At 49.2% G+C, this 19,974-nt stretch carries 23 protein-coding genes and 3 pseudogenes; 24 read left to right on the top strand and 2 right to left on the bottom strand.

Going from position 1 to position 19,974, the window contains the following annotated elements; genetic code table 11:
• Positions 1-60 precede the first annotated feature (60 nt).
• From C4885_RS08170 to C4885_RS08140, 7 genes and pseudogenes are all read left to right on the top strand, one after another.
• Positions 61-1,599 (top strand): annotated as a pseudogene (locus C4885_RS08170) (VirD4-like conjugal transfer protein, CD1115 family); the annotation flags it as partial.
• Positions 1,600-1,817: 218 nt separating this feature from the next.
• Positions 1,818-1,946, top strand: a pseudogene (locus C4885_RS08165) (Maff2 family protein); the annotation flags it as partial.
• A 257-nt stretch (positions 1,947-2,203) separates the two neighbouring features.
• On the top strand, positions 2,204-2,716 hold the full coding sequence (locus C4885_RS08160; RefSeq protein WP_113999850.1) for an RNA polymerase sigma factor: 513 nt from the start codon (positions 2,204-2,206) through the stop codon (positions 2,714-2,716).
• Positions 2,709-3,413 carry a zf-HC2 domain-containing protein gene (locus tag C4885_RS08155; protein WP_113999849.1) on the top strand — a complete coding sequence of 235 codons (705 nt, stop codon included), beginning with the start codon at positions 2,709-2,711 and terminating at the stop codon, positions 3,411-3,413. Before C4885_RS08160 ends, C4885_RS08155 begins: the two co-directional genes overlap by 8 nt.
• A 159-nt stretch (positions 3,414-3,572) precedes the next feature.
• A complete protein-coding gene (locus tag C4885_RS08150; RefSeq protein WP_113999848.1) occupies positions 3,573-4,031 on the top strand; it encodes an RNA polymerase sigma factor in 459 nt (152 codons plus the stop codon).
• Positions 4,009-4,206, top strand: coding sequence for a helix-turn-helix domain-containing protein (locus tag C4885_RS08145; protein WP_008818017.1), 198 nt, complete (start codon positions 4,009-4,011; stop codon positions 4,204-4,206). The genes C4885_RS08150 and C4885_RS08145 overlap by 23 nt, the downstream gene beginning before the upstream one ends.
• Positions 4,207-4,248: 42 nt before the next feature.
• Positions 4,249-4,674: a hypothetical protein gene (locus tag C4885_RS08140; RefSeq protein WP_055155944.1), complete on the top strand. Its 426-nt coding sequence runs from the start codon at positions 4,249-4,251 to the stop codon at positions 4,672-4,674.
• On the opposite strand, the gene C4885_RS16655 is transcribed toward C4885_RS08140, so the two are convergent.
• Positions 4,619-5,071, bottom strand: a complete 453-nt coding sequence (locus C4885_RS16655) for a hypothetical protein (RefSeq protein ID WP_173792342.1) — start codon at positions 5,069-5,071, stop codon at positions 4,619-4,621. The two genes, C4885_RS08140 and C4885_RS16655, sit on opposite strands and share 56 nt — an antisense overlap.
• A gap of 43 nt (positions 5,072-5,114) precedes the next feature.
• On the opposite strand from C4885_RS16655, the gene C4885_RS08130 reads away from it, so the two are divergent.
• From C4885_RS08130 to C4885_RS08050, 16 genes and pseudogenes are all read left to right on the top strand, one after another.
• Positions 5,115-5,513, top strand: a complete 399-nt coding sequence (locus C4885_RS08130; RefSeq protein WP_008818019.1) for a plasmid mobilization relaxosome protein MobC — start codon at positions 5,115-5,117, stop codon at positions 5,511-5,513.
• The gene (locus C4885_RS08125) at positions 5,485-7,104 is read left to right on the top strand and encodes a relaxase/mobilization nuclease domain-containing protein (RefSeq protein ID WP_055155943.1); all 1,620 of its coding nucleotides are present in this window, start codon (positions 5,485-5,487) and stop codon (positions 7,102-7,104) included. The genes C4885_RS08130 and C4885_RS08125 overlap by 29 nt, the downstream gene beginning before the upstream one ends.
• Positions 7,105-7,279: 175 nt before the next feature.
• The gene (locus C4885_RS17025; RefSeq protein WP_113999847.1) at positions 7,280-7,474 is read left to right on the top strand and encodes a hypothetical protein; all 195 of its coding nucleotides are present in this window, start codon (positions 7,280-7,282) and stop codon (positions 7,472-7,474) included.
• Complete coding sequence (locus C4885_RS08115) at positions 7,464-8,204, top strand: phage replisome organizer N-terminal domain-containing protein (protein WP_005933730.1); 741 nt, start codon at positions 7,464-7,466, stop codon at positions 8,202-8,204. The genes C4885_RS17025 and C4885_RS08115 overlap by 11 nt, the downstream gene beginning before the upstream one ends.
• The gene (locus C4885_RS08110; RefSeq protein WP_054324685.1) at positions 8,201-9,040 is read left to right on the top strand and encodes an ATP-binding protein; all 840 of its coding nucleotides are present in this window, start codon (positions 8,201-8,203) and stop codon (positions 9,038-9,040) included. Before C4885_RS08115 ends, C4885_RS08110 begins: the two co-directional genes overlap by 4 nt.
• A gap of 12 nt (positions 9,041-9,052) precedes the next feature.
• Positions 9,053-9,244 (top strand): transposon-encoded TnpW family protein, encoded by a 192-nt coding sequence (locus C4885_RS08105; RefSeq protein WP_005932101.1) that lies wholly within the window; start codon positions 9,053-9,055, stop codon positions 9,242-9,244.
• 136 nt (positions 9,245-9,380) lie between these two features.
• A complete protein-coding gene (locus C4885_RS08100) occupies positions 9,381-10,991 on the top strand; it encodes a recombinase family protein (protein ID WP_113999846.1) in 1,611 nt (536 codons plus the stop codon).
• Positions 10,992-11,181: 190 nt separating this feature from the next.
• Positions 11,182-11,544: a helix-turn-helix domain-containing protein gene (locus C4885_RS08095; protein ID WP_306773502.1), complete on the top strand. Its 363-nt coding sequence runs from the start codon at positions 11,182-11,184 to the stop codon at positions 11,542-11,544.
• Positions 11,504-11,881: a TnpV protein gene (locus C4885_RS08090; RefSeq protein ID WP_055079944.1), complete on the top strand. Its 378-nt coding sequence runs from the start codon at positions 11,504-11,506 to the stop codon at positions 11,879-11,881. Before C4885_RS08095 ends, C4885_RS08090 begins: the two co-directional genes overlap by 41 nt.
• 30 nt (positions 11,882-11,911) lie before the next feature.
• Positions 11,912-12,841, top strand: a complete 930-nt coding sequence (locus C4885_RS08085) for a hypothetical protein (protein ID WP_113999845.1) — start codon at positions 11,912-11,914, stop codon at positions 12,839-12,841.
• A 118-nt stretch (positions 12,842-12,959) separates the two neighbouring features.
• Positions 12,960-13,148, top strand: a complete 189-nt coding sequence (locus C4885_RS08080; protein ID WP_055173307.1) for a transposase — start codon at positions 12,960-12,962, stop codon at positions 13,146-13,148.
• Between the two features lies 1 nt (position 13,149).
• Positions 13,150-14,904, top strand: a pseudogene (locus C4885_RS08075) (helicase-related protein); the annotation flags it as partial.
• Positions 14,905-14,906: 2 nt separating this feature from the next.
• Positions 14,907-15,713 (top strand): DUF3849 domain-containing protein, encoded by an 807-nt coding sequence (locus tag C4885_RS08070; RefSeq protein WP_097785481.1) that lies wholly within the window; start codon positions 14,907-14,909, stop codon positions 15,711-15,713.
• Positions 15,710-16,054, top strand: coding sequence for a plasmid mobilization relaxosome protein MobC (gene mobC, locus C4885_RS08065; RefSeq protein WP_002576211.1), 345 nt, complete (start codon positions 15,710-15,712; stop codon positions 16,052-16,054). Before C4885_RS08070 ends, mobC begins: the two co-directional genes overlap by 4 nt.
• A gap of 151 nt (positions 16,055-16,205) precedes the next feature.
• Positions 16,206-16,508 (top strand): hypothetical protein, encoded by a 303-nt coding sequence (locus C4885_RS08055; RefSeq protein ID WP_097785483.1) that lies wholly within the window; start codon positions 16,206-16,208, stop codon positions 16,506-16,508.
• The gene (locus C4885_RS08050) at positions 16,505-16,804 is read left to right on the top strand and encodes a CD1845 family protein (RefSeq protein WP_097785484.1); all 300 of its coding nucleotides are present in this window, start codon (positions 16,505-16,507) and stop codon (positions 16,802-16,804) included. Before C4885_RS08055 ends, C4885_RS08050 begins: the two co-directional genes overlap by 4 nt.
• Positions 16,805-16,877: 73 nt before the next feature.
• On the opposite strand, the gene C4885_RS08045 is transcribed toward C4885_RS08050, so the two are convergent.
• Positions 16,878-18,296, bottom strand: a complete 1,419-nt coding sequence (locus C4885_RS08045) for an ATP-binding protein (protein WP_097785485.1) — start codon at positions 18,294-18,296, stop codon at positions 16,878-16,880.
• A gap of 121 nt (positions 18,297-18,417) precedes the next feature.
• On the opposite strand from C4885_RS08045, the gene C4885_RS08040 reads away from it, so the two are divergent.
• Positions 18,418-19,833 carry a relaxase/mobilization nuclease domain-containing protein gene (locus tag C4885_RS08040; protein WP_097785486.1) on the top strand — a complete coding sequence of 472 codons (1,416 nt, stop codon included), beginning with the start codon at positions 18,418-18,420 and terminating at the stop codon, positions 19,831-19,833.
• Positions 19,834-19,974: the final 141 nt, after the last annotated feature.

Raw genomic sequence — 19,974 nt, 5'->3', positions numbered from 1 at the left:
CTTTGCACTTTCGCACTTTCACGATAATTTGCGTCAATAACTCAAAAAAGCACTTGACAAAACGCTTCATGGGGAACCCGTGAGGATATTGCACCTTACGTTGATCCTGTATTTCAGAACAATGTGATTCTGACGAAAACGGAGAGCCTGACCATGAACAGCCGCCCCAAGGACCCAAAGACCGCCAGAAACAAAAATGTGCTGGTGATCGGCGGCTCCGGTTCCGGTAAGACCCGCTTCTGGCTGAAGCCCAATCTGATGCAGATGCACAGTTCTTATGTGGTCACAGACCCCAAGGGAACCATTTTGGTGGAGTGCGGAAAAATGCTCCAAAGGGGCGCACCCAAACTGGCTAAAGACGGAAAGCCCATGAAGGATAAGCACGGCAAGGTCATTTATGAGCCTTACCGAATCAAGGTCCTAAATACCATCAACTTCAAGAAGTCCATGCACTATAACCCTTTCGCCTATATCCACTCCGAAAAGGACATTTTGAAGCTGGTAACAACGCTGATCGCCAATACCAAAGGCGAAGGCAAGGCCGGGGACGATTTCTGGGTCAAAGCAGAGACCTTGTTGTATTGTGCGCTGATTGGGTATATCCACTATGAGGCCCCGGTGGAGGAGCAAAACTTCTCCACCCTCATCGAGTTCATCAACGCCATGGAGGTTCGGGAGGATGACGAGGAGTTCAAAAACCCCGTGGACCTGATGTTTGATGCACTGGAAGCCGAGAAGCCAAATCACTTTGCGGTGCGCCAGTATAAGAAATATAAGCTGGCCGCCGGAAAAACAGCCAAGTCGATTTTGATTTCCTGCGGCGCTCGCCTTGCCGTGTTCGACATTGCAGAGTTGCGTGAGGTCACGGCTTATGATGAGCTGGAGCTGGACACTCTGGGAGACAGGAAAACTGCCCTGTTCCTCATCATGAGTGACACGGACGACAGCTTTAATTTCCTTATATCCATGTGTTATACCCAACTTTTCAACCTGCTCTGCGAAAAAGCCGACGATGTGTATGGCGGCAGGCTCCCGGTCCATGTGCGCTGTCTCATTGATGAAGCCGCCAATATCGGGCAGATTCCCCGTTTGGAAAAGCTGGTGGCAACCATCCGAAGCCGTGAGATCTCCGCCTGTCTGGTGTTGCAGGCGCAGAGTCAGCTCAAGGCGATCTATAAGGATAACGCCGATACCATTATCGGAAACATGGATACTTCCATTTTCCTGGGCGGTAAGGAGCCAACCACCCTCAAGGAGCTGGCTGCCGTGCTGGGCAAGGAAACCATCGACACCTACAACACCGGAGAGAGCCGTGGACGGGAAACTTCCCACTCGCTCAACTATCAAAAATTGGGGAAAGAGCTGATGAGCCAGGATGAGCTTGCAACGATGGACGGAAACAAGTGCATCCTCCAGCTGCGTGGTGTGCGTCCTTTCCTTTCGGATAAGTACGACATCACCAAGCATCCCAATTTCAAGTACACTGCCGACGCGGACGATAAGAACGCTTTTGACATTGAAGCATTCCTGTCCGCAAGGCTGAAACTCAAGCCCAATGAGGTCTGCGATGTCTATGAAGTAGACACAAAGGGTGCTTAACACTGTTCGCTTTTGAAGGGAGTGATCTTATCTATTCGCCGCACCTGCCCTCTACGGGCCATTGGCGTACAAAGCGGACAATCGCAAGAAAAAATAATGAAAAAGGAGGACAGCCGGAATCATGCCCCCGGAAACCGGGCGGCAGATTGTTCCGGCTTTTGTATGCCTATGAAACATGACAAACCTATTTTTTAATCAGATTCCGGCTAACAAACTATATGGCATTTTTTGAACAGGCAATCACCGTTCTTCAGACCCTCGTTATCGCGCTCGGTGCCGGTCTCGGTATTTGGGGCGTTATCAACCTGCTGGAAGGTTACGGCAACGACAACCCCGGTGCAAATGCTCATGTACGGTAGAGAAGCACAAAGCAAAACAAAGACAGCCAGCCCTGCCACTATTCCGAAGTCAGGGGAACGCAATAGAAAAATTCATAGCTGTATGCTATACTTAATTAGCATTTGAACATATCAAGCTGACACAGCAATCTCTTTGCTTGCCGTTAATGCGTGTCTACCAATAGTCCGCAGAAAGCAAGAGTAGCGTAAAGGCATAAAAATTTCAAACTTCTTTGTAACGAAATTCCGATTTCTCCGTCTAACCTATGAAGCTGAAGGAGGTGATGACAAGTATGGACTATGAAAAGCTCTATAAAGCCTACTATTTACAGGTATACTCGTATACTATTTCTCTTGCCAAAAATCGTGAGATAGCAGAGGAAATCACGCAGAACACATTATATAAGGCTGTTTCTACAACATCACAATTCAAAGGTAAGTCAGATGAATTGACATGGCTCTGCTCCATAGCAAAAAATCTTTACCATGATGAAATGCGAAGCCGTCAGCGAGTAGCTGATGTGAGTGAAATCAATGACTTGCCATCAAATGAAAATGTTGAGAACTCAGTTGCAGATTCTGACATGGCGTTCCGCATACACCTCGTTCTTCACCGTTTGGAAGAACCATACAAAGAAGTCTTTCAGCTTCGCGTATTCGGGGAACTATCTTTTTCACAAATCGCTGCAATTTTTGGAAAAACAGAATCATGGGCGAGAGTTACTTATCATCGTGCAAAGCTAAAAATTCAAGAAAGGATGGATGAAAAGCATGAGTAAACAATGCGATATTGTTCGAGATATTCTTCCGCTGTATGTTGACGGTGCTTGCAGCGAAGCAAGCGCAGAGATGGTAAAAGAGCATTTGAACGCCTGTGCTGACTGTAACGCAATTTATCAGAAATTACTTTCTCACACGAACGAAGATGTTCTTCACGAAGAAAGCGAAAGCGTTATTATGCGCCATGAGGCAAAAGAAAAGCAGAGAGGCAGAAAAAAGATAACGATTGCTGTTCTCGTTTCCATCGCTCTTTGTACCATTGCAATTTTTACAGCTCTCTTTCTGTTACCTATAAACATTGCTTATGAGCCTGTCAAAATCGACTTCCCATTTGAGGTTGAAGATGTCGAAAGCGTTGAAATGTACCACTATGACGGAGTGCCTGCATCAGCAGAAAAGAAAGTAGTTGTTGCTGAAAATGATATAAAGACCCTGTATGATAAGTTCAAGGGCTTATCCCTAAAAGACAAAACAACTGAGGAAACTGCCGGAGCAGATGTGACCAGTTTTAGATTTAACCTCTCAGATGGAACAAGCTACGATTTGATTTACGCCTGCTATGGAGTTAAAAACGGCGAATTAAAGTCAGAAGCAGGCGGTTTTAAGTATTTTACAAGTGCGGATATTGGCTCTTATTGGAACAATTTGAATACGGAACTTGAAGCAATTCCTATCAATGAGAGTGAATTGCCGTGAGCAGATAGCAAACCCAGCCGAGCCTGTCAACGGTCAAGATGAACGGCGCAAATGCGCCGCCGTTGACAGCCCCGCCCGTCTTTGCTGTTCGGTAATCAAGAGGGCGACAGCATAAAATGCTGCCGCCCTCTGCCATTATTCAGAAAGGGGGGATTTTCCATGACCGAACACGAAAGGTATCAAGAACATATCCGGCATACACACGATGCCTTTTGCAAGACCGTTATTCGCCACGCTGCCATAGACGCAGCCCGGAGCATACGCAGCCGCCGCAAGCGGGAAATCTCGCTTGAATATCTGATAGAAGAAAAACACTATCCATTCAGTACCACAGATAAATACTTTGCGGAGCAATCCGGCATGACCAGCTATCCGCTTTTCGTCTGTGGTCAGATGGTGCTTTTGGAAAGTCCAGAGCTTGCCGCAGCGCTGTCCGCACTATCACAGATGGAACAGGAAATCATTTTCCTGTACTACTTCCAACGATTGACGCATAGGGAGATTGGACGGAGATATGGACGGGCTGGCAACACAACCGGGCGGCGTATTCAGATGATTTTACGGCGGCTACGGGCAGAGTTGGAGGGCTTGTCCTATGAACCAGCTACTTCCCTATGAGACAATCGTTAAGGCAAGCGAGGGCGACCCGGAAGCTGTTGCCGCCGTCCTATCCCATTATGCGGGATATATCCGCTCTTGTGCGAAAATGGACGGACAGATTAACACGGATATGCAGGAGCATATCGTCAGGCAACTGATAGAAAGCCTGTTGAAGTTCCGCTTTGACCGCTAAACAGAAAAGTTGTATAATTAGAGCCTGACAAATTAAACTTCAATGAGGGTAGAGCAAATGGAACAGATTATCAATTATAGAGACATACCCACAGATAAAAGGATTGACATATTAAATGCTCTTGAGCGAATAGGTTTTTTTCCGGCATACGGCGGCGTGAGAACAATGCAGCAAATTATGGAAAAGTCAGTTCCAGGTTCAGGCCCACAATTCTATTTCGTTTTCCGTGAAAATGAGTTGATAGGGTACAATTTTCTCATTGGGGACACTAAGAAATATAAAGCGTTCCCATGGCTTGCTATTAGCAATATGGATGAGCAGAAGTTGACTGTTTGTGAAGAACTGATGAAAATACAAATTGCCTTTTTTGAAGAACTCGGAATGCAAAAGATAGCAGATCATTGCGTTAGGATTATGGAAGATTACAGAAAAGGAATTGGAAAGCAGAAAGAAAGCGATTGCAGATAAATTCCATTTGAAAAACGGCTGACAATTTAATACCGCCACCCATCACAGCGGCAGATAAGCAGTAAATCTTGAAAAGGTTTACTGCTTTTTTTGCGCCCATTTTCAAAAATCTTTGGCAAACCACACCGCCGGATTGTTGTAGGGAGCAGACAGGGAAAACAAAAAAATTTCCGCTGCGTTTGCCAAAACGCCCCCTTTTCACCGTTGTAGTGGTGAACAGCGGGCAGAACACGCCACCGCAATCGCTATATTGGTGGAGCAAGCCAGTATATCCGCAAACCAGAGCCGCCGAGGAAAGCGGTAGTTTTTTAGAGCAAGATTCTACCACGGTGCCAAAATCCGCATATCTGCGGTTTTGCCCCCTTTGGTAAATCTTGTTGGGGAGTGCCTTCCCCAAACCCTGCTCATGCGCCCTGTCGGGCGAGAAAGGAGGTCAACGCTTGAAGAAAAAATATAACACACCCCACCGCTGCCATGTGGTCAAAACCCGCATGACCGAGGAAGAATACGCCGACTTCACCGAGCGGCTGAAACACTATGACATGAGCCAATCCGAATTTATCCGGCAAGCCATTACACGGGCGACCATTCGTCCCATCGTTACCGTTTCCCCGGTCAATGATGAACTGTTGTCCGCCGTTGGCAGGCTGACCGCCGAATACGGAAAAATCGGTGGCAACCTCAATCAGATTGCCCGCGCCCTCAACGAGTACGGCACACCATACAACGCCCTGTCCGTTGAAGTCCGCGCCGCCATTTCTGACCTTGCTGCCTTGAAGTTTGAAGTCCTGCGAAAGGTAGGTGACGCTGTTGGCAACATTCAAACATATCAGCTCTAAAAATGCGGATTATGGCGCAGCCGAGCAGTACCTCACCTTTGAACATGACGAGTTTACCATGAAGCCCACCCTTGATGAAAACGGGCGGCTCATGCTCAGAGAGGACTATCGAATAGCCACGCTGAACTGCGGCGACGAGGATTTTGCCGTTGCCTGTATGCGCTCCAATCTCCGCTATGGGAAGAACCAGAAGCGGGAAGATGTAAAAAGCCACCACTACATTATCAGCTTTGACCCACGGGACGCGGTGGACAACGGTTTGACCGTAGACCGGGCGCAGGCGTTGGGCGAGGAATTTTGCCGGAAGCAGTTTCCCGGACACCAAGCCATTGTCTGCACCCACCCGGACGGACACAACCACAGCGGCAATATCCATGTGCATATCGTTATCAATTCTCTGCGGATAGAGGAAGTTCCGTTCCTGCCTTACATGGACAGACCGGCAGACACCCGCGCCGGGTGCAAACACCGCTGCACAGACGCGGCGATGGAATACTTCAAAGCCGAAGTCATGGAGCTGTGCCACCGGGAAAATCTCTATCAAATCGACCTTTTGCATGGCAGCAAAAACCGCATTACCGAGCGTGAGTATTGGGCGCAGCGGAAAGGGCAGGCAAAGCTGGACAAGGAAGTTGCCGCCTTGCCAGCCGAGGAGCAGCCAGCCAAGCCCACGAAGTTTGAAACAGACAAGGAAAAATTGCGGCAGGCCATACGCACCGCGCTGTCCTCTGCCACAAGCTATGGCGAGTTCGCCGCCGTTCTCTTGCAACAGGGCGTGACTGTCAAGGAGAGCCGAGGGCGGCTATCCTACCTCACGCCGGACAGGACAAAGCCCATTACCGCCCGCAAGCTGGGAGATGATTTTGACCGCGCTGCCGTTCTTGCCCTTTTGGAACAGAACGCCCACAGAGCCGCCGAGCAGACCGCAACCGTACCCGAATACCCCCGCAACATAAGGGAGCGTTTGCAGGGCAAAAAAGCTGTCCAAACCACCCCGGAAAAGGACGGTATTCAGCGCATGGTTGACCGGGCAGCGAAGCGAGCGGAGGGAAAGGGCGCGGGCTATGACCGCTGGGCGGCAGTCCACAATCTGAAACAAATGGCGGCTACCGTTGCCGCCTACGGGCAGTACGGCTATTCGCCGGAGGAGCTGGACGCAGCCCTGGTATCTGCCAATGCGGATTTACAGGACAGCACCGCCAAGCTGAAAGCCCTGGACGCTGCTATCCGGGAGAAAAAGGAGCTTCAGACACAGGTGCTTGCCTATGCCAAGACCAAGCCTGCCCGTGACGGTCTGAAAGCACAGAAAACGGAGAAAGCCCGCAGCACCTATCGGGAACGGCACGAAAGCGATTTTATCATAGCGGACGCAGCCACCCGTTATTTCCGGGCGCATGGCGTTTCCAAGCTGCCAAGCCATAAAGCCCTGCAAGCGGAAATCGAGCAGCTTACCGCCGAAAAGAACGCCCATTACAACGAATACCGGGAGAAAAAAGCCCGTGTCAAGGAGCTGCATACCGTGAAAAGCAATCTTTCTCAAATCCTGCAAGGCGAGAAAGACAGAGAGAAAAAGCACGAACATGAGCGTTAAAAACCGCCCCGAAACGATACCAAAACAGGGATATGCCCTGCACCCTATCCCGCAATACTGCCCACCTTTGAAACGGGGCGCACAGCGCAGGAAATCCCCGAAAATGACACCGAGAAACTACATTTTTACCGACCTATCCGCTTATACCAGCGGAAACGGCAGAAAGGAGCGAGAAATGCCACGTATGAGCAAAAAGCGGCGGTTGGAATGGAGCTTTTTCCTCAACCACCGAAACCGTATTACCTACAATGACCTTTGCCGGGGCTGCACACACGGCTGCAAGCAGAGCTTCTGGGCGATTATTGTCCTCTGCCCCCGGTATTTCTCTAAGAGATGGAAACACAGGGAGGACACCGCCAATGGCAGATAACCGCAAATATTACTACCTCAAACTGAAAGAAAACTTCTTCGACAGCGATTCCATTGTGCTGTTGGAGGACATGAAAGACGGGATTTTGTATTCCAATATCCTCTTGAAGCTGTACTTAAAATCGCTGAAAAATGGCGGCAGATTGCAGCTTGACGAGCATATCCCCTATACCGCCCAGATGATAGCCACGCTGACCCGTCACCAAATCGGGACGGTGGAACGGGCATTAGCCATCTTCCAGCAGTTAGGGCTTGTGGAGCAGCTTGACTGCGGGCTACTTTATATGACCGACATCGAGCTGATGATCGGTCAATCCTCTACCGAAGCGGAACGGAAACGCGCCGCAAGGCTTGAAAATAAGGCACTTTTGCCGCCGCGGACAAATGGCGGACATTTGTCCGACATTCGTCCACCAGAGATAGAGATAAAGAAAGAGATAGATATAGAGTTAGAAAAAGAGGAAGAGTTAAAGGGACAAGCCCTCGCCCGCAGCTATGGCAGATATGAGAATGTATTTCTGACTGATACGGAGCTTTCCGAACTGCAAGCGGAGCTGCCCGAAAAATGGGCGTACTATATTGAGCGGCTTTCCGGCTATATCGCGTCCACGGGCAAGAAATATAAAAACCACGCCGCCACTATTCGCAGATGGGCGGCAGACGATACCGCAAAGGCTGCCCCGAAACAGGGCATACCCGAATACACCTGCAAGGAGGGCGAGAGCTTATGAGTAATCTGTTTACAGAACGAGTTTTGAATATGACGGCTGTTACCCCACAGCCGGAGGACTACATGGGCGAGGACGGACTGCTTTACTGCGGCAAGTGTCACACTCCGAAAGAAGCCTACTTCCCGGAAAAGCAAGCCGCCTTGTTTGGGCGTGACCGCCACCCGGCAGAATGTGACTGCCAGAAAGCCCAGCGTTTGGAGCGTGAAGCCGCCGAACAGCGCAGAAAGCACCTTGACACCGTGGAGGACTTGAAACGCCGGGGATTTACCAATCCTACCATGCAGGAATGGACTTTCGCCAACGACAACGGGAAATGCCCGCAAATGGAGATTGCACACTTCTATGTGGAGCATTGGGAAATCATGCGCGAGGAAAATATCGGCTATCTGCTATGGGGCAAGGTCGGCACAGGAAAAAGCTATTTTGCCGGTTGTATCGCTAATGCCCTCATGGAGCAGGAAGTCGCTGTCCGCATGACGAACTTCTCTGCGATTTTGAATGACCTGACCGCCAGCTTTGAGGGGCGCAACGAGTATATCGAGCGTCTTTGCCGTTTTCCTCTGCTTATCATTGATGATTTTGGAATGGAGCGCGGCACAGAGTACGGTTTAGAACAGGTCTACAATGTGATTGACAGCCGCTACCGCAGCCGCAAGCCCTTAATCGTTACCACCAATCTGACATTGGACAGCCTGCAAAATCCGCTGGACACCGCCCATGCCCGGATTTATGACCGCCTTTTGGAAATGTGCGCCCCTATCCTCTTTACGGGAGAGAACTTCCGCCGTGAAACGGCGCAAGCCAAGCTGAACAGACTAAAAGAATTGATGAAATGAAAGGAGTTGCCTATGGCAGAGAACAAGCAGAACACCACCCCGGAACGCCGCCCGGACTGCGTGACAGAGATCCGCATGGGCAACACCGTCCTTATCGTTTCCGGCTTTTTCAAAAAAGATACCACCGACACCGCAGCCGATAAGATGATGAAAGTGCTGGAGGCGGAAGCCGCCGCAGGACACAAAGCCCAGCTTTCGCCCTAACGCTACAAGCCGCACAGTAAAAAATCGTCATTTTGACAGGCGGTAAAGAAGCAGAAGCCGCTATACAGACAGCCGCCCCATGTGGTATAATCGAAATACGGAATAGTGGGGCTGGCTGTCGGAAACGGAGGATTTTATGTTAAGACAGACCACCCAGAAAATCACTGCCCTTTATCCAAGACTATCCCATGAGGACGAGCTGCAAGGCGAAAGCAATTCCATTTCCAACCAGAAGCGTATTCTTGAAACCTACGCAAAGCAGAACGGTTTTTCCAATCTGCGCTGGTACACGGACGATGGTTATTCTGGTGCGAACTTCCAAAGACCGGGCTTTCAATCCATGCTTGCGGATATTGAAGCCGGGAAAGTGGCTACTGTTATCGTAAAGGATATGTCACGGTTAGGGCGAAACTACCTGCAGGTGGGAATGTATACCGAGATGATTTTCCCACAAAAAGGCGTCCGCTTTATCGCCATAAACGATGGAGTGGACAGCGCACAGGGCGACAATGATTTTGCCCCTTTGCGGAACATTTTCAACGAATGGCTGGTGAGAGATACGAGCAAGAAAATCAAAGCCGTAAAACGGTCAAAAGGCATGAGCGGCAAGCCTGTTACGAGCAAACCCGTGTACGGCTACCTCATGGACGAGGACGAAAATTTCATCATTGACGAGGAAGCCGCACCCGTAGTCAAGCAGATATACCGTCTGTGCCTTGCCGGGAACGGTCCGACCAAGATAGCCCGTATGCTGACCGAGCAGGAAATCCCAACGCCGGGAACGCTGGAATACCGCAGGACGGGCAGCACACGCCGCTATCACCCCGGCTATGAGTGCAAATGGGCGACAAATACCGTGGTGCATATCCTTGAAAACCGGGAGTACATGGGCTGTTTGGTGAACTTCAAGACGGAGAAACCGTCCTACAAGACCAAGCACAGCATAGAAAATCCCATTGAGAAACAGGCAATTTTCGAGAACCACCATGAGCCTATCATCGACACCCAGACATGGGAGCGTGTGCAGGAATTACGCAAACAGCGCAAGCGTCCGAACCGCTATGATGAAGTGGGCTTGTTCTCTGGTATGCTCTTTTGCGCGGACTGCGGCAGCGTCATGTATCAGCAGCGTTACCAGACCGATAAGCGGAAACAGGACTGCTATATCTGCGGGAACTACAAGAAGCGCACCCATGACTGCACCGCACATTTTATCCGCACCGACCTTTTGACTGCGGGCGTTCTCTCCAATCTACGGAAAGTGACGAGCTATGCGGCAAAGCATGAAGCCCGGTTTATGAAGCTGCTGATCGAGCAGAACGAGGACGGCGGCAAACGCCGGAACGCCGCCAAGAAAAAGGAACTGGAAGCTGCCGAAAAGCGTATCGGTGAACTTTCCGCTATTTTCAAGCGGCTGTATGAGGACAGCGTAAGCGGTCGCATTTCTGACGAGCGTTTCACGGAGCTTTCGGCAGACTATGAAGCCGAACAGCAGGAATTGAAAGAGCGTGTTGCCAGAATACAGGCGGAGCTTTCCAAAGCACAGGAAGCTACCGTAAACGCAGAAAAGTTTATGAACATTGTCCGCAAGCACATGAACTTTGAAGAACTGACCCACACCCTGCTGCGGGAGTTTATTGAAAAAATCGTTGTCCATGAGTGCAGCTATGACGAGAACGGCACACGCAGACAGGACATTGATATTTATTACAGCTTTGTCGGCAAGGTAGAACTTCCCGACGAATAATGCCCGACCTATCCGACACAGTAGCTAAGTGCCGGATAGGAACGGCAAAAAATTTTACACTTCTATTGCTTCTTTATCACACACAAATAAAAAGCCAGGGCATGAAGCAGTTCATGGCTAATTAAAGGGAACAAAAAGAAAGGAAAAGCACAATCCAGACGGTATCAGCGGCAGTCTACAAGAATAAATTGTGATTACACAAGATTGGTGCTATAATAAGAGAAAAGTTCCTGCCGGGGCAGCCGCCCCGGTGGTATGGATAGAAAGGCAGGAAAGCAATATGCACATCAGCTATAAACCACTCTGGCATACACTGTTAGAGCGTGATATGAGAAAAGAAGATTTAAGGCTTGCCGCCGGTATGACAACGAATATGATTGCCAACATGAGCAAAGAGGGAAAGCACATCAGCATGGACACATTAGCCCGTATCTGCGAAACGCTGAATTGTGAGATTACCGATGTTATTGAGTTAGTACCAGACGAGCCTGCTTCCACAGGGGGTAAGGAACATGAGCGAATTGAAACCAAGAATAACGGAAAACGGAATTGATTATATCCTTGTCGGAGATTACTACATCCCGGACTTGAAACTGCCGGAGGAACACCGCCCTATCGGAAAGTACGGACGGATGCACCGGGAATATTTAAGAGAAGTCCACCCAGTCAGATTGAATACATTGATACTGACCGGAGAATTGTGGACATATCTTGCAGACCTGAACGAACAGGCACAGGAACGGTTAGACACTATTATGGAGCAGATGAAAGCTACCGAGGGCGTGACAGAGGAATTAAAGCGTACCTGTCAAATAGAATGGGTACAACGATGTAATAACATCCATAACCGGGCAGAAGAAATTGTTTTGCATGAGATGATTTATTCATAAACAGGAGCAATTAAATCGGAGGTATATCAGATGGTTGAAATTGTATTTAGTGAGAGTGCCTGTGGAAGTTTGAAAATTGCCCAAACTTACGGCAGGGGAAAATATAGAGGAAGTGCAATTTCGGTATTTATAAGGCACGAAAACGGGAGTGTTCCATCTTCAAATGAAATGAAAGAAGCACAACTTCAAGCACAAGAACAAGAATGTATTGCTTGGGAAAATGCTATTCCATTGGGAGGCAAGAGCAGTGATGTTTATTGTTTTGATATGGCTCTTAGTGTGGGAGATATTTCTGATAATGAAATTGGCGAACAGAGGAAAAATGTTCTCAAGAAAATGTTCCGAGCTTCATACAGTATTCTGCAAGATGAATTGTTTAACCATATGACGGAGCAAGGCTTCAAAGGCTTTCAGCGTGGCGAATACGGAAGTACAGCAGAACACCTGACTTCCCTGCAATATCAAATCAAGCAGGACAAGGAACGCTTGGAGAAGTTGCAGAAGCGCATTCAGCATGAACAGATAAAATATGAGCCTGCCCGTAATGTTTCTAAAACCTATAACGAGATTGACCGTATGGGGCAGAAAACAATCACAGGTAAAATGGCAATCTCCAAAGAGGATTATTCTGAGCTTACTGCCCTTGCCAAAGAGGGCATTACAAGTCGTGCGGAAATTAGCGAATTAGAACAGAGTGCCAACTATTACCGACAGAAATATTTTGACTATGCAAACGCGCTCGAAAGAATGAAAACTAAATACAACGAACTGAAAGAAAAGTGCAGACCTTTTCTTCAAGCGTTGGAGCATTTCCCCGAAGTTGCTAAACTTTTTACCGAAAAAGTGAAGCAACTTTTTTCTTTTAAGGAAGCACAGGAACGAGCCGAAAAAGAAGCAAGGGAAAAAGAACGACAGGAGCGTATCAAGGCTCGAAGAAACAAGCGTGGTATGGAAAGATAACCATTTCCATTATACTCACGACTTAATGACTTCTTGATATATTGAAAATCTGCGGTTACTGGGTGCTCTAATGTGAATGCCCAGCAATCAAATTTTATGAAAGAGAGGAACTGACTATATGAAAGAACAGAAATATTCTTATTCACAGCGAATTGGAAAGACAACATTCATCGTAAATGTAAAGCAGTCCGAAAGTGCCAAAAAGCCTTTGAATACGGTGTTTCAAGACATCTGCAAGCACGAGGTTTTGGGCGATTTCTTTACGGACAAATCATTTAATTTAGAAAATCCACAAAAAGTATCTTGACAAACTCGACCCCGAAGGCACCGGCTACCGGGCAAGAACGAGATTCAGCAAGTTCTTTAATCTGCCGGAGCTGATGAACCTGTTCAAAGAAGTGGCGGACATTAAGACTGCCGACCAGCTGAATCTGCCTACCCCGGAAGTGGAATACCGCAACATCGTGGCGCAGCCCACCGAACATCAGCAGGAAATGGTCAAGGCTCTTTCGGAGCGCGCATCGCTGGTACACAGCGGAACCGTTGACCCGTCCCAGGACAATATGCTCAAGATTACCTCGGATGGCCGTAAGTTGGGGCTTGACCAGAGAATCGTCAACCAGATGCTGCCGGATGAACCTGGCACAAAGGTCAATCAGTGCGTGGACAACATCATGCAGATCTGGCGGGACGGCGAAGCTGACAAGCTGACCCAGCTGGTGTTCTGCGACATTTCTACACCGCAGGCAAAAGCTCCTGTAAGCAAGGCGGCGAAAACGCTGGATAATCCACTGCTTCACGCATTGGAAGGCGCTGTGCCTCTGCCGGAGCAGGAACCGACCTTTACGGTATATGACGATATTCGTCAGAAACTCATTGCCCAGGGGATGCCTGCCGACCAGATTGCTTTTATCCATGAAGCCAATACCGAAGTGCGGAAAAAGGAGCTGTTCTCTAAAGTCCGTACCGGCCAGGTGCGTGTCCTTTTGGGCAGCACCGCCAAGATGGGCGCAGGCACCAATGTGCAGGACCGTCTGGTGGCACTTCATGACCTGGACTGTCCGTGGAGACCGGGAGACCTTGCCCAGCGCAAGGGCCGTATCGAGCGCCAGGGCAACCAGAATTCTCTTGTCCATGTGTACCGCTATGTGACCGAAGGAACCTTTGACGCATACCTCTGGCAGACGGTGGAGAATAAGCAAAAATTCATCAGTCAGATCATGACTTCTAAATCGCCGGTGCGCTCCTGCGATGATGTGGATGAAACCGCCCTCAGTTTTGCAGAGATCAAGGCTTTGTGTGCCGGAGACCCCCGTATCAAAGAGCGTATGGATTTGGATGTGGAGGTATCCCGCCTGAAACTGATGAAAGCCGACCACCAGAGCAAGCAATATCGTCTGGAGGACCAGCTGCTCAAATACTTCCCGGAGGAGATTGAAAAGCACAAAGGCTTTATCAAGGGCTTTGAATCCGATCTGGAGGTTTTGGCAGCGCACCCGCACCCGGAGGACGGTTTTGCTGGTATGGAAATCCGGGGTGATCTGCTGACCGATAAGGAGAACGCCGGCGCAGCCCTTTTGGATGCCTGCAAGGAGGTCAAAACCTCCGATCCGGTGCAGATCGGCAGCTACCGGGGCTATGCCATATCCGTGGAATTTTCCGCTTGGAAACAGGAGTATACGCTCCTGCTGAAAGGACAGATGACCCACCGGGTAACCCTTGGTACAGATCCGCGCGGAAATCTTACCCGTATCGACAACGCACTGGCGCAGATGCCCCAGCGTTTGGAAGCGGTCAAAAATCAGCTGGAGAACCTTTACCAGCAGCAGGCCGCAGCCAAGGAGGAAGTAGGAAAGCCGTTCCCCTTTGAGGACGATCTGCGGGTCAAGTCCGCCCGTCTGGTGGAACTGGACACCTTGCTGAACATTGACGGCAAGGGTCATGCCCAGCCGGAAACTGTGGTTGCCAAGAGTGCGCGGCCATCGGTGCTGGACAGCCTGAAACGCCCTGTGCCGCCACGCAGCCTTGAAAAGAAACCAAAACAACACGAGGAGGTACGATGATTATGAATGCAACAGATTGGAATACAGCTCTTTATGAGAAAATGTCTGATGAACAGGATAAATTCCGGGACTGGCTGAAAAGCCAGCCCCCGGAGGAAATCCTGCACCACACCTATGAGTACACGGTCCGGGAGGACATCGTGATGGCGATGGAGCAGCTGGAGCTGACCGACGCACAGGCACAGGCGCTTTTGGATTCCCCCTCGCCGCTGGCTGATGTGTACCGTTATTTTGAAAAGCTGGAGACCGGCTACATGGATGTGATCCGGGACAGCATTGAAAACCGTGCCGATGATGTGTGCAAGGCGCAGGAAGAATTACGAACTGCCCCTCTCTACCCCCATTCTGCCGCCTATGCGTCCGAGCATGGAGAGATGGCACAATATAACCGTTCGTATCAGGCGAACAGCGCCTGCAAAGAAGCCATTGAGCAGACCATCAGCGCCCACTATGCAGAGAACCGGCTGGATACGGAGGCGGCGGTCAAAGATGTGCTGGAAAAGTTCGGGGCGGAACGGGTACAGTTCATTCTTGCAAACACCATCCAGCACAAGAACCATGACGGGCGTATCTCTCAGGACAATAAAGCCTGGGCAAAAACCATTCCCATGCCGGAGGACAGCGGCGCTTCCCGCCACTGCGCCTATCTGGTTGTGGATGGGGTCAATCCCGGTCTGACCGATCTGTTTACCAGGCAGGCCAGAAAAACCATGCAGGAACAGCAGAAAAGTTCTGTCCTGCAAAAGCTCAAACAGGAACCGCCTGCCCATAAGCCTGCCGCCCCGAAGAAACAGGAGCCGGAGCGATGAGCAGCCCCAAGCGCAAGCGGGATGTGCCGGTTCTGTTTTGGGTATCCGCTGATGAAATGGAGTTGATTCAGCAGAAAATGGCACAGTTTGGGACAAAAAACCTGAGCGCCTATCTGCGGAAAATGGCTGTGGACGGCTATGTGGTGCAGCTGGATTTGCCGGAACTGAAAGAACTGGTATCCCTGCTGCGCCGGAGCAGCAACAACTTAAACCAGCTGACCCGCAAGGTGCATGAGACCGGGCGGATTTATGATGTCGATTTGGAGGATATATCCCAGCGGCAGGAACAGTTATGGGACGGAGTTAAAGAGATACTGACACAACTCTCCAAACTTTCGTAACCGGGACAAATACCCCATCTGCGGAGGGAGGAACGGCGTTTCTTCGCCGCGCCTTCCTCCGCTTTTTCTTTTTGGCGGTATCCTTGTCTTTTGTCTGTCCGTACCGGATAATATGAGTAGAATAAGAAGCGTAGCAAAGGAGTGAAAACAGATGCTGACCTTTGAAAAGGTGCTGGAGATTTTTGCGGACTACCTGGCCGCAGACGAGACCATCGAAGTTTATATCAGCCGTCACGGATGTGTAAGGGTGGAATTTGACCAGGACTTTCACTATTGCACCGGCGAGGTGTGCCATACTCCCAAGGAACTGTTCGACCTCTTAGCCGATGATTACCGGACTTATGTGGAGATTGAACTGACCAAAGGCAGGCGGGAGTTGACGGAAAATGATGAGAGAGAAGCGGATGCCCTGTGCAAACGGCATCTGGAGCGTTGGAAGGAGAAACTGGAATGAAGATTTTGAAATGCCTGCTGATGATCGTAACTGCACCGGTCTTTTTGGTGTTGACGCTTTTTGTCTGGCTCTGCACGGGGCTGATCTACATATCTGGTCTGGTGCTTGGTCTACTCAGCACGGTAATTGCTCTGCTTGGCGTGGCTGTGCTTATTACCTATTCCCCGCAGAATGGTGCGATTTTGCTGGTTATAGCTTTTTTGATTAGCCCGATGGGATTGCCGCTTGCGGCGATCTGGCTGTTGGGTAAGGTACAGGATTTGAAATTTGCGATCCAGGATTGGATGTATGGGTAAATGATGTGAATATAATCTGGAATGAAAAGAAGCAGGACAATGGGAGATGAGACCCAATGCCCTGCTTCGCTGTTTATTCGGAACGAACTGTAATATATTTTTGTTTTCGACTGTTTGGCTTATCTGGAATAGTCATTTTAAGCTGGCCACTTGCCAGTAGAGGATTCAAATATTTTCTTGTAAAATAAGTGAGATTTCGATAACCAATAAACGAGCAAATTTCTTGTTTGCTTTTTTCTGTTATACAAAAATCCAAGACTGCGTGTAGGATGTCCTGTGATTTATCTTGATCACTAACTTGGTCACAATCTTGGTCACTGACTAAGTCTTTCTGACTAAGATGGTAATTCACATTTTTCAAAATAACTCTGAAATCTGTCGCTGTTGAGGAAAATTCTGGCTTATATGCCTCTGTGTATCCAGGCAGCTTTTCAGTTTCACTGACGATTTTGCGTAGGCCACTTCCACGGCGTTCCATGTACTTCATGCGGTGGAACAGGTCAGCAATCACAGGGTTTCGTCGCATGGAACGGATACTGTAAATATCGTATTCCTGAATTGAGCCGCCGCCAAACATACCGCCCGGAGATGTGATTTCCACCCGATCATCAAACATATCAATATGGATTTCGCTGCCAAGCACAATATAATCACGATGGATAAGCGCATTAACAAGAGCCTCTGTCACAGCTCGTTCCGCATAATCCGGCTTGTCTACACGATACTGTGCCTTTTTGACAAAACGGACTTTGGAATTATTGCGAATAAATTCACTGCCGCTGTTCAGTAAATAAATCAAATTTCCCTCGTATTCTTTATCGTCCAGCGCATCATCAAAGATAGAGCCTTTTTCCAAGCCATTCCACCGGGTACAGAACATACGGGAGTTATAAACCGTGTGCTGATCGGTCATGAGTTTTCCGGCATTGGTCAGGAGTCCATTTTTATCAGTCAAACCGAAGGAAACATAATCGGATGGCTCAAAGCGGAGACCAGTCCGTTCCAGATAGGTTGCTTCCAGAAGTGTAAAGCTGTAATCCTTTTTTACCGCGTCTGTTGTTAGGGTATCAAAGGACTGATTGGTTCCCTTTAAGATCAGTTCATTCACAATGTAATCAGGGGCAATTACGCTTTCATTTCCAACACGGATATATGCTTCCATCACGCCGTCTGCCTTGTAATAATATGGGGTGCTACGGCCGGGAGAAACCTCCAGAGCCAACAGGTTTTTACCATCTTCCTGCAATGGCTTTAAGATAAACTGCGGTAATGGTGTGATACGTTCTTTGATTAAGCGGCTGATCGCTTCAGCATCCTTTTGAACATCTGACAAGCCAATAGGCTCCCGGTCATCAGAGACTCCGAAAAACAGAGTGCCGCCGATCCCATTGGAAAAGGCACTGACACTTTTTAACCAGCTTTTTGGCTTTTTTGTTTCGAGAGCAACTTTGAAATCACATTCCGTTGCTTCGGCAATGAGCTGTTCTATCATAAAATCCCTCCTTTGAGGTTGTAGAATGTTCTTTTTTATTATACCCAGCGGAGAAAGTTATTGCAACGATAGAAGCAAAGAGTTCAGCGAAAAAATATTTATGAGAGGAGGGCCTTCTATTATGGCAACTACAAGAATCATGCCGCTTCATGTTGGCAAGGGTCGCACAGAAAGTCGGGCAATCAGTGACATCATCGACTATGTAGCAAATCCACAGAAAACAGATAACGGCAAGTTCATTACCGGCTATGCGTGTGACAGCCGGACTGCGGATGCAGAGTTCCTTCTGGCAAAGCGGCAGTACATTGCCGCTACCGGACGAGTGCGCGGTGCAGATGACGTGATTGCCTATCATGTGCGCCAGTCCTTCCGCCCCGGCGAGATTACTCCGGAAGAAGCTAACCGGCTGGGTGTGGAATTTGCCAAGCGATTTACCAAAGGCAATCATGCCTTTGTGGTCTGCACTCACATAGACAAGTCGCACATTCATAATCACATTATCTGGTCATCGGTCAGCTTAGAATATGACCGGAAATTCCGAAACTTTTGGGGCAGTACCAAGGCGGTTCGCAGGTTAAGTGATACCATCTGCATTGAAAACGGACTGTCCATTGTAGAGAATCCGAAACTTCACGGAAAGAGCTATAACAAGTGGCTGGGCGATCAGGCAAAGCCCTCTCACCGAGAGCTGCTGCGAGTAATGATTGACCGTGCGCTGGAGCAGAATCCAGCGGACTTTGATGCGCTGCTGAAACTGCTTTCCGAAATGGGCTGCGAGGTATCCCGGCGCGGGAAAGCGATCCGGCTCAAAGCACCCGGCTGGAAGAATGTAGCCCGCATGGATGACAAGCTGGGGGCCGGGTACAGTGAAGCGGAAATTCGTGCGGTGCTGGCCGGAGAAAAACAGCATACGCCCCGTAAAAAAAACGTCGTGCAGCCGGAGCCGCCGAAGGTCAATCTACTGGTGGACATTCAGGCAAAATTGCAGGCCGGAAAAGGTGCTGGCTATGCTCGATGGGCTAAAGTTTTCAATCTGAAGCAAATGGCGCAGACCATGAATTACCTGTCAGAGCATAACCTGCTGGAGTATGCGGTTTTGGAAGAAAAGGCTACGGCTGCCACGGCACATCACAATGAACTTTCGGCGCAGATCAAAGCGGCTGAAAAGCGCATGGCAGAGATTGCTGTTCTGCGTACTCACATCGTAAATTATGCCAAGACCCGTGAGGCTTATGTAGCATACCGCAAAGCGGGTTACTCTAAGAAATTCCGGGAGGAACATGAGGAAGAAATTCTGATCCACCAGGCTGCTAAGAATGCCTTTGATGAGATGGGCGTCAAGAAGCTTCCCAAGGTCAAAGAGTTGCAGACGGAGTACGCGAAATTGCTGGAAGAAAAGAAAAAGACCTATGCCGAGTACCGGCGTTCCCGTGAGGAAATGCGGGAGCTTTTAACGGCAAAGGCAAATGTAGATCGAGTGCTGAAAATGGAGGTAGAACAGGATGTTGAAAAAGAAAAAGACCACGACCAGCGGTAAGCTGGTCCTGGTCAAAAGCGTTCGCAGAACGCGCAGCCACAGAATGAAATTCTGTGTTCAAAGGGGCTTGGGGGCGCTGCCCTCAACAAGCAAGCAGAGAGGAAAATCACAAAGGGATTTTCTTCTCTGCGGGCCTGTGTG

The organism is Subdoligranulum sp. APC924/74 (assembly GCF_003324125.1).
Classification (GTDB): Bacteria; Bacillota; Clostridia; order Oscillospirales; family Ruminococcaceae; genus Gemmiger; species Gemmiger qucibialis.
Note: the sequence above shows the minus strand (reverse complement) of the source record. Positions and strands in the feature narration are given on the sequence as shown.

Coding starts and splice junctions, on each gene's coding strand:
- C4885_RS08160 (WP_113999850.1), top strand. CDS start 2,204: ATGAAGCTGAAGGAGGTGATGACAAGTATGGACTATGAAAAGCTCTAT.
- C4885_RS08070 (WP_097785481.1), top strand. CDS start 14,907: ATGAATGCAACAGATTGGAATACAGCTCTTTATGAGAAAATGTCTGAT.
- C4885_RS08090 (WP_055079944.1), top strand. CDS start 11,504: ATGAGCGAATTGAAACCAAGAATAACGGAAAACGGAATTGATTATATC.
- C4885_RS08115 (WP_005933730.1), top strand. CDS start 7,464: ATGGCAGATAACCGCAAATATTACTACCTCAAACTGAAAGAAAACTTC.
- C4885_RS08050 (WP_097785484.1), top strand. CDS start 16,505: ATGAAGATTTTGAAATGCCTGCTGATGATCGTAACTGCACCGGTCTTT.
- C4885_RS08085 (WP_113999845.1), top strand. CDS start 11,912: ATGGTTGAAATTGTATTTAGTGAGAGTGCCTGTGGAAGTTTGAAAATT.
- C4885_RS08150 (WP_113999848.1), top strand. CDS start 3,573: ATGACCGAACACGAAAGGTATCAAGAACATATCCGGCATACACACGAT.
- C4885_RS17025 (WP_113999847.1), top strand. CDS start 7,280: ATGCCACGTATGAGCAAAAAGCGGCGGTTGGAATGGAGCTTTTTCCTC.
- C4885_RS08100 (WP_113999846.1), top strand. CDS start 9,381: ATGTTAAGACAGACCACCCAGAAAATCACTGCCCTTTATCCAAGACTA.
- C4885_RS08145 (WP_008818017.1), top strand. CDS start 4,009: ATGAACCAGCTACTTCCCTATGAGACAATCGTTAAGGCAAGCGAGGGC.
- C4885_RS08110 (WP_054324685.1), top strand. CDS start 8,201: ATGAGTAATCTGTTTACAGAACGAGTTTTGAATATGACGGCTGTTACC.
- C4885_RS08040 (WP_097785486.1), top strand. CDS start 18,418: ATGGCAACTACAAGAATCATGCCGCTTCATGTTGGCAAGGGTCGCACA.
- C4885_RS08045 (WP_097785485.1), bottom strand. CDS start 18,296: ATGATAGAACAGCTCATTGCCGAAGCAACGGAATGTGATTTCAAAGTT.
- C4885_RS08140 (WP_055155944.1), top strand. CDS start 4,249: ATGAGGGTAGAGCAAATGGAACAGATTATCAATTATAGAGACATACCC.
- mobC (WP_002576211.1), top strand. CDS start 15,710: ATGAGCAGCCCCAAGCGCAAGCGGGATGTGCCGGTTCTGTTTTGGGTA.
- C4885_RS08055 (WP_097785483.1), top strand. CDS start 16,206: ATGCTGACCTTTGAAAAGGTGCTGGAGATTTTTGCGGACTACCTGGCC.
- C4885_RS08080 (WP_055173307.1), top strand. CDS start 12,960: ATGAAAGAACAGAAATATTCTTATTCACAGCGAATTGGAAAGACAACA.
- C4885_RS08105 (WP_005932101.1), top strand. CDS start 9,053: ATGGCAGAGAACAAGCAGAACACCACCCCGGAACGCCGCCCGGACTGC.
- C4885_RS08155 (WP_113999849.1), top strand. CDS start 2,709: ATGAGTAAACAATGCGATATTGTTCGAGATATTCTTCCGCTGTATGTT.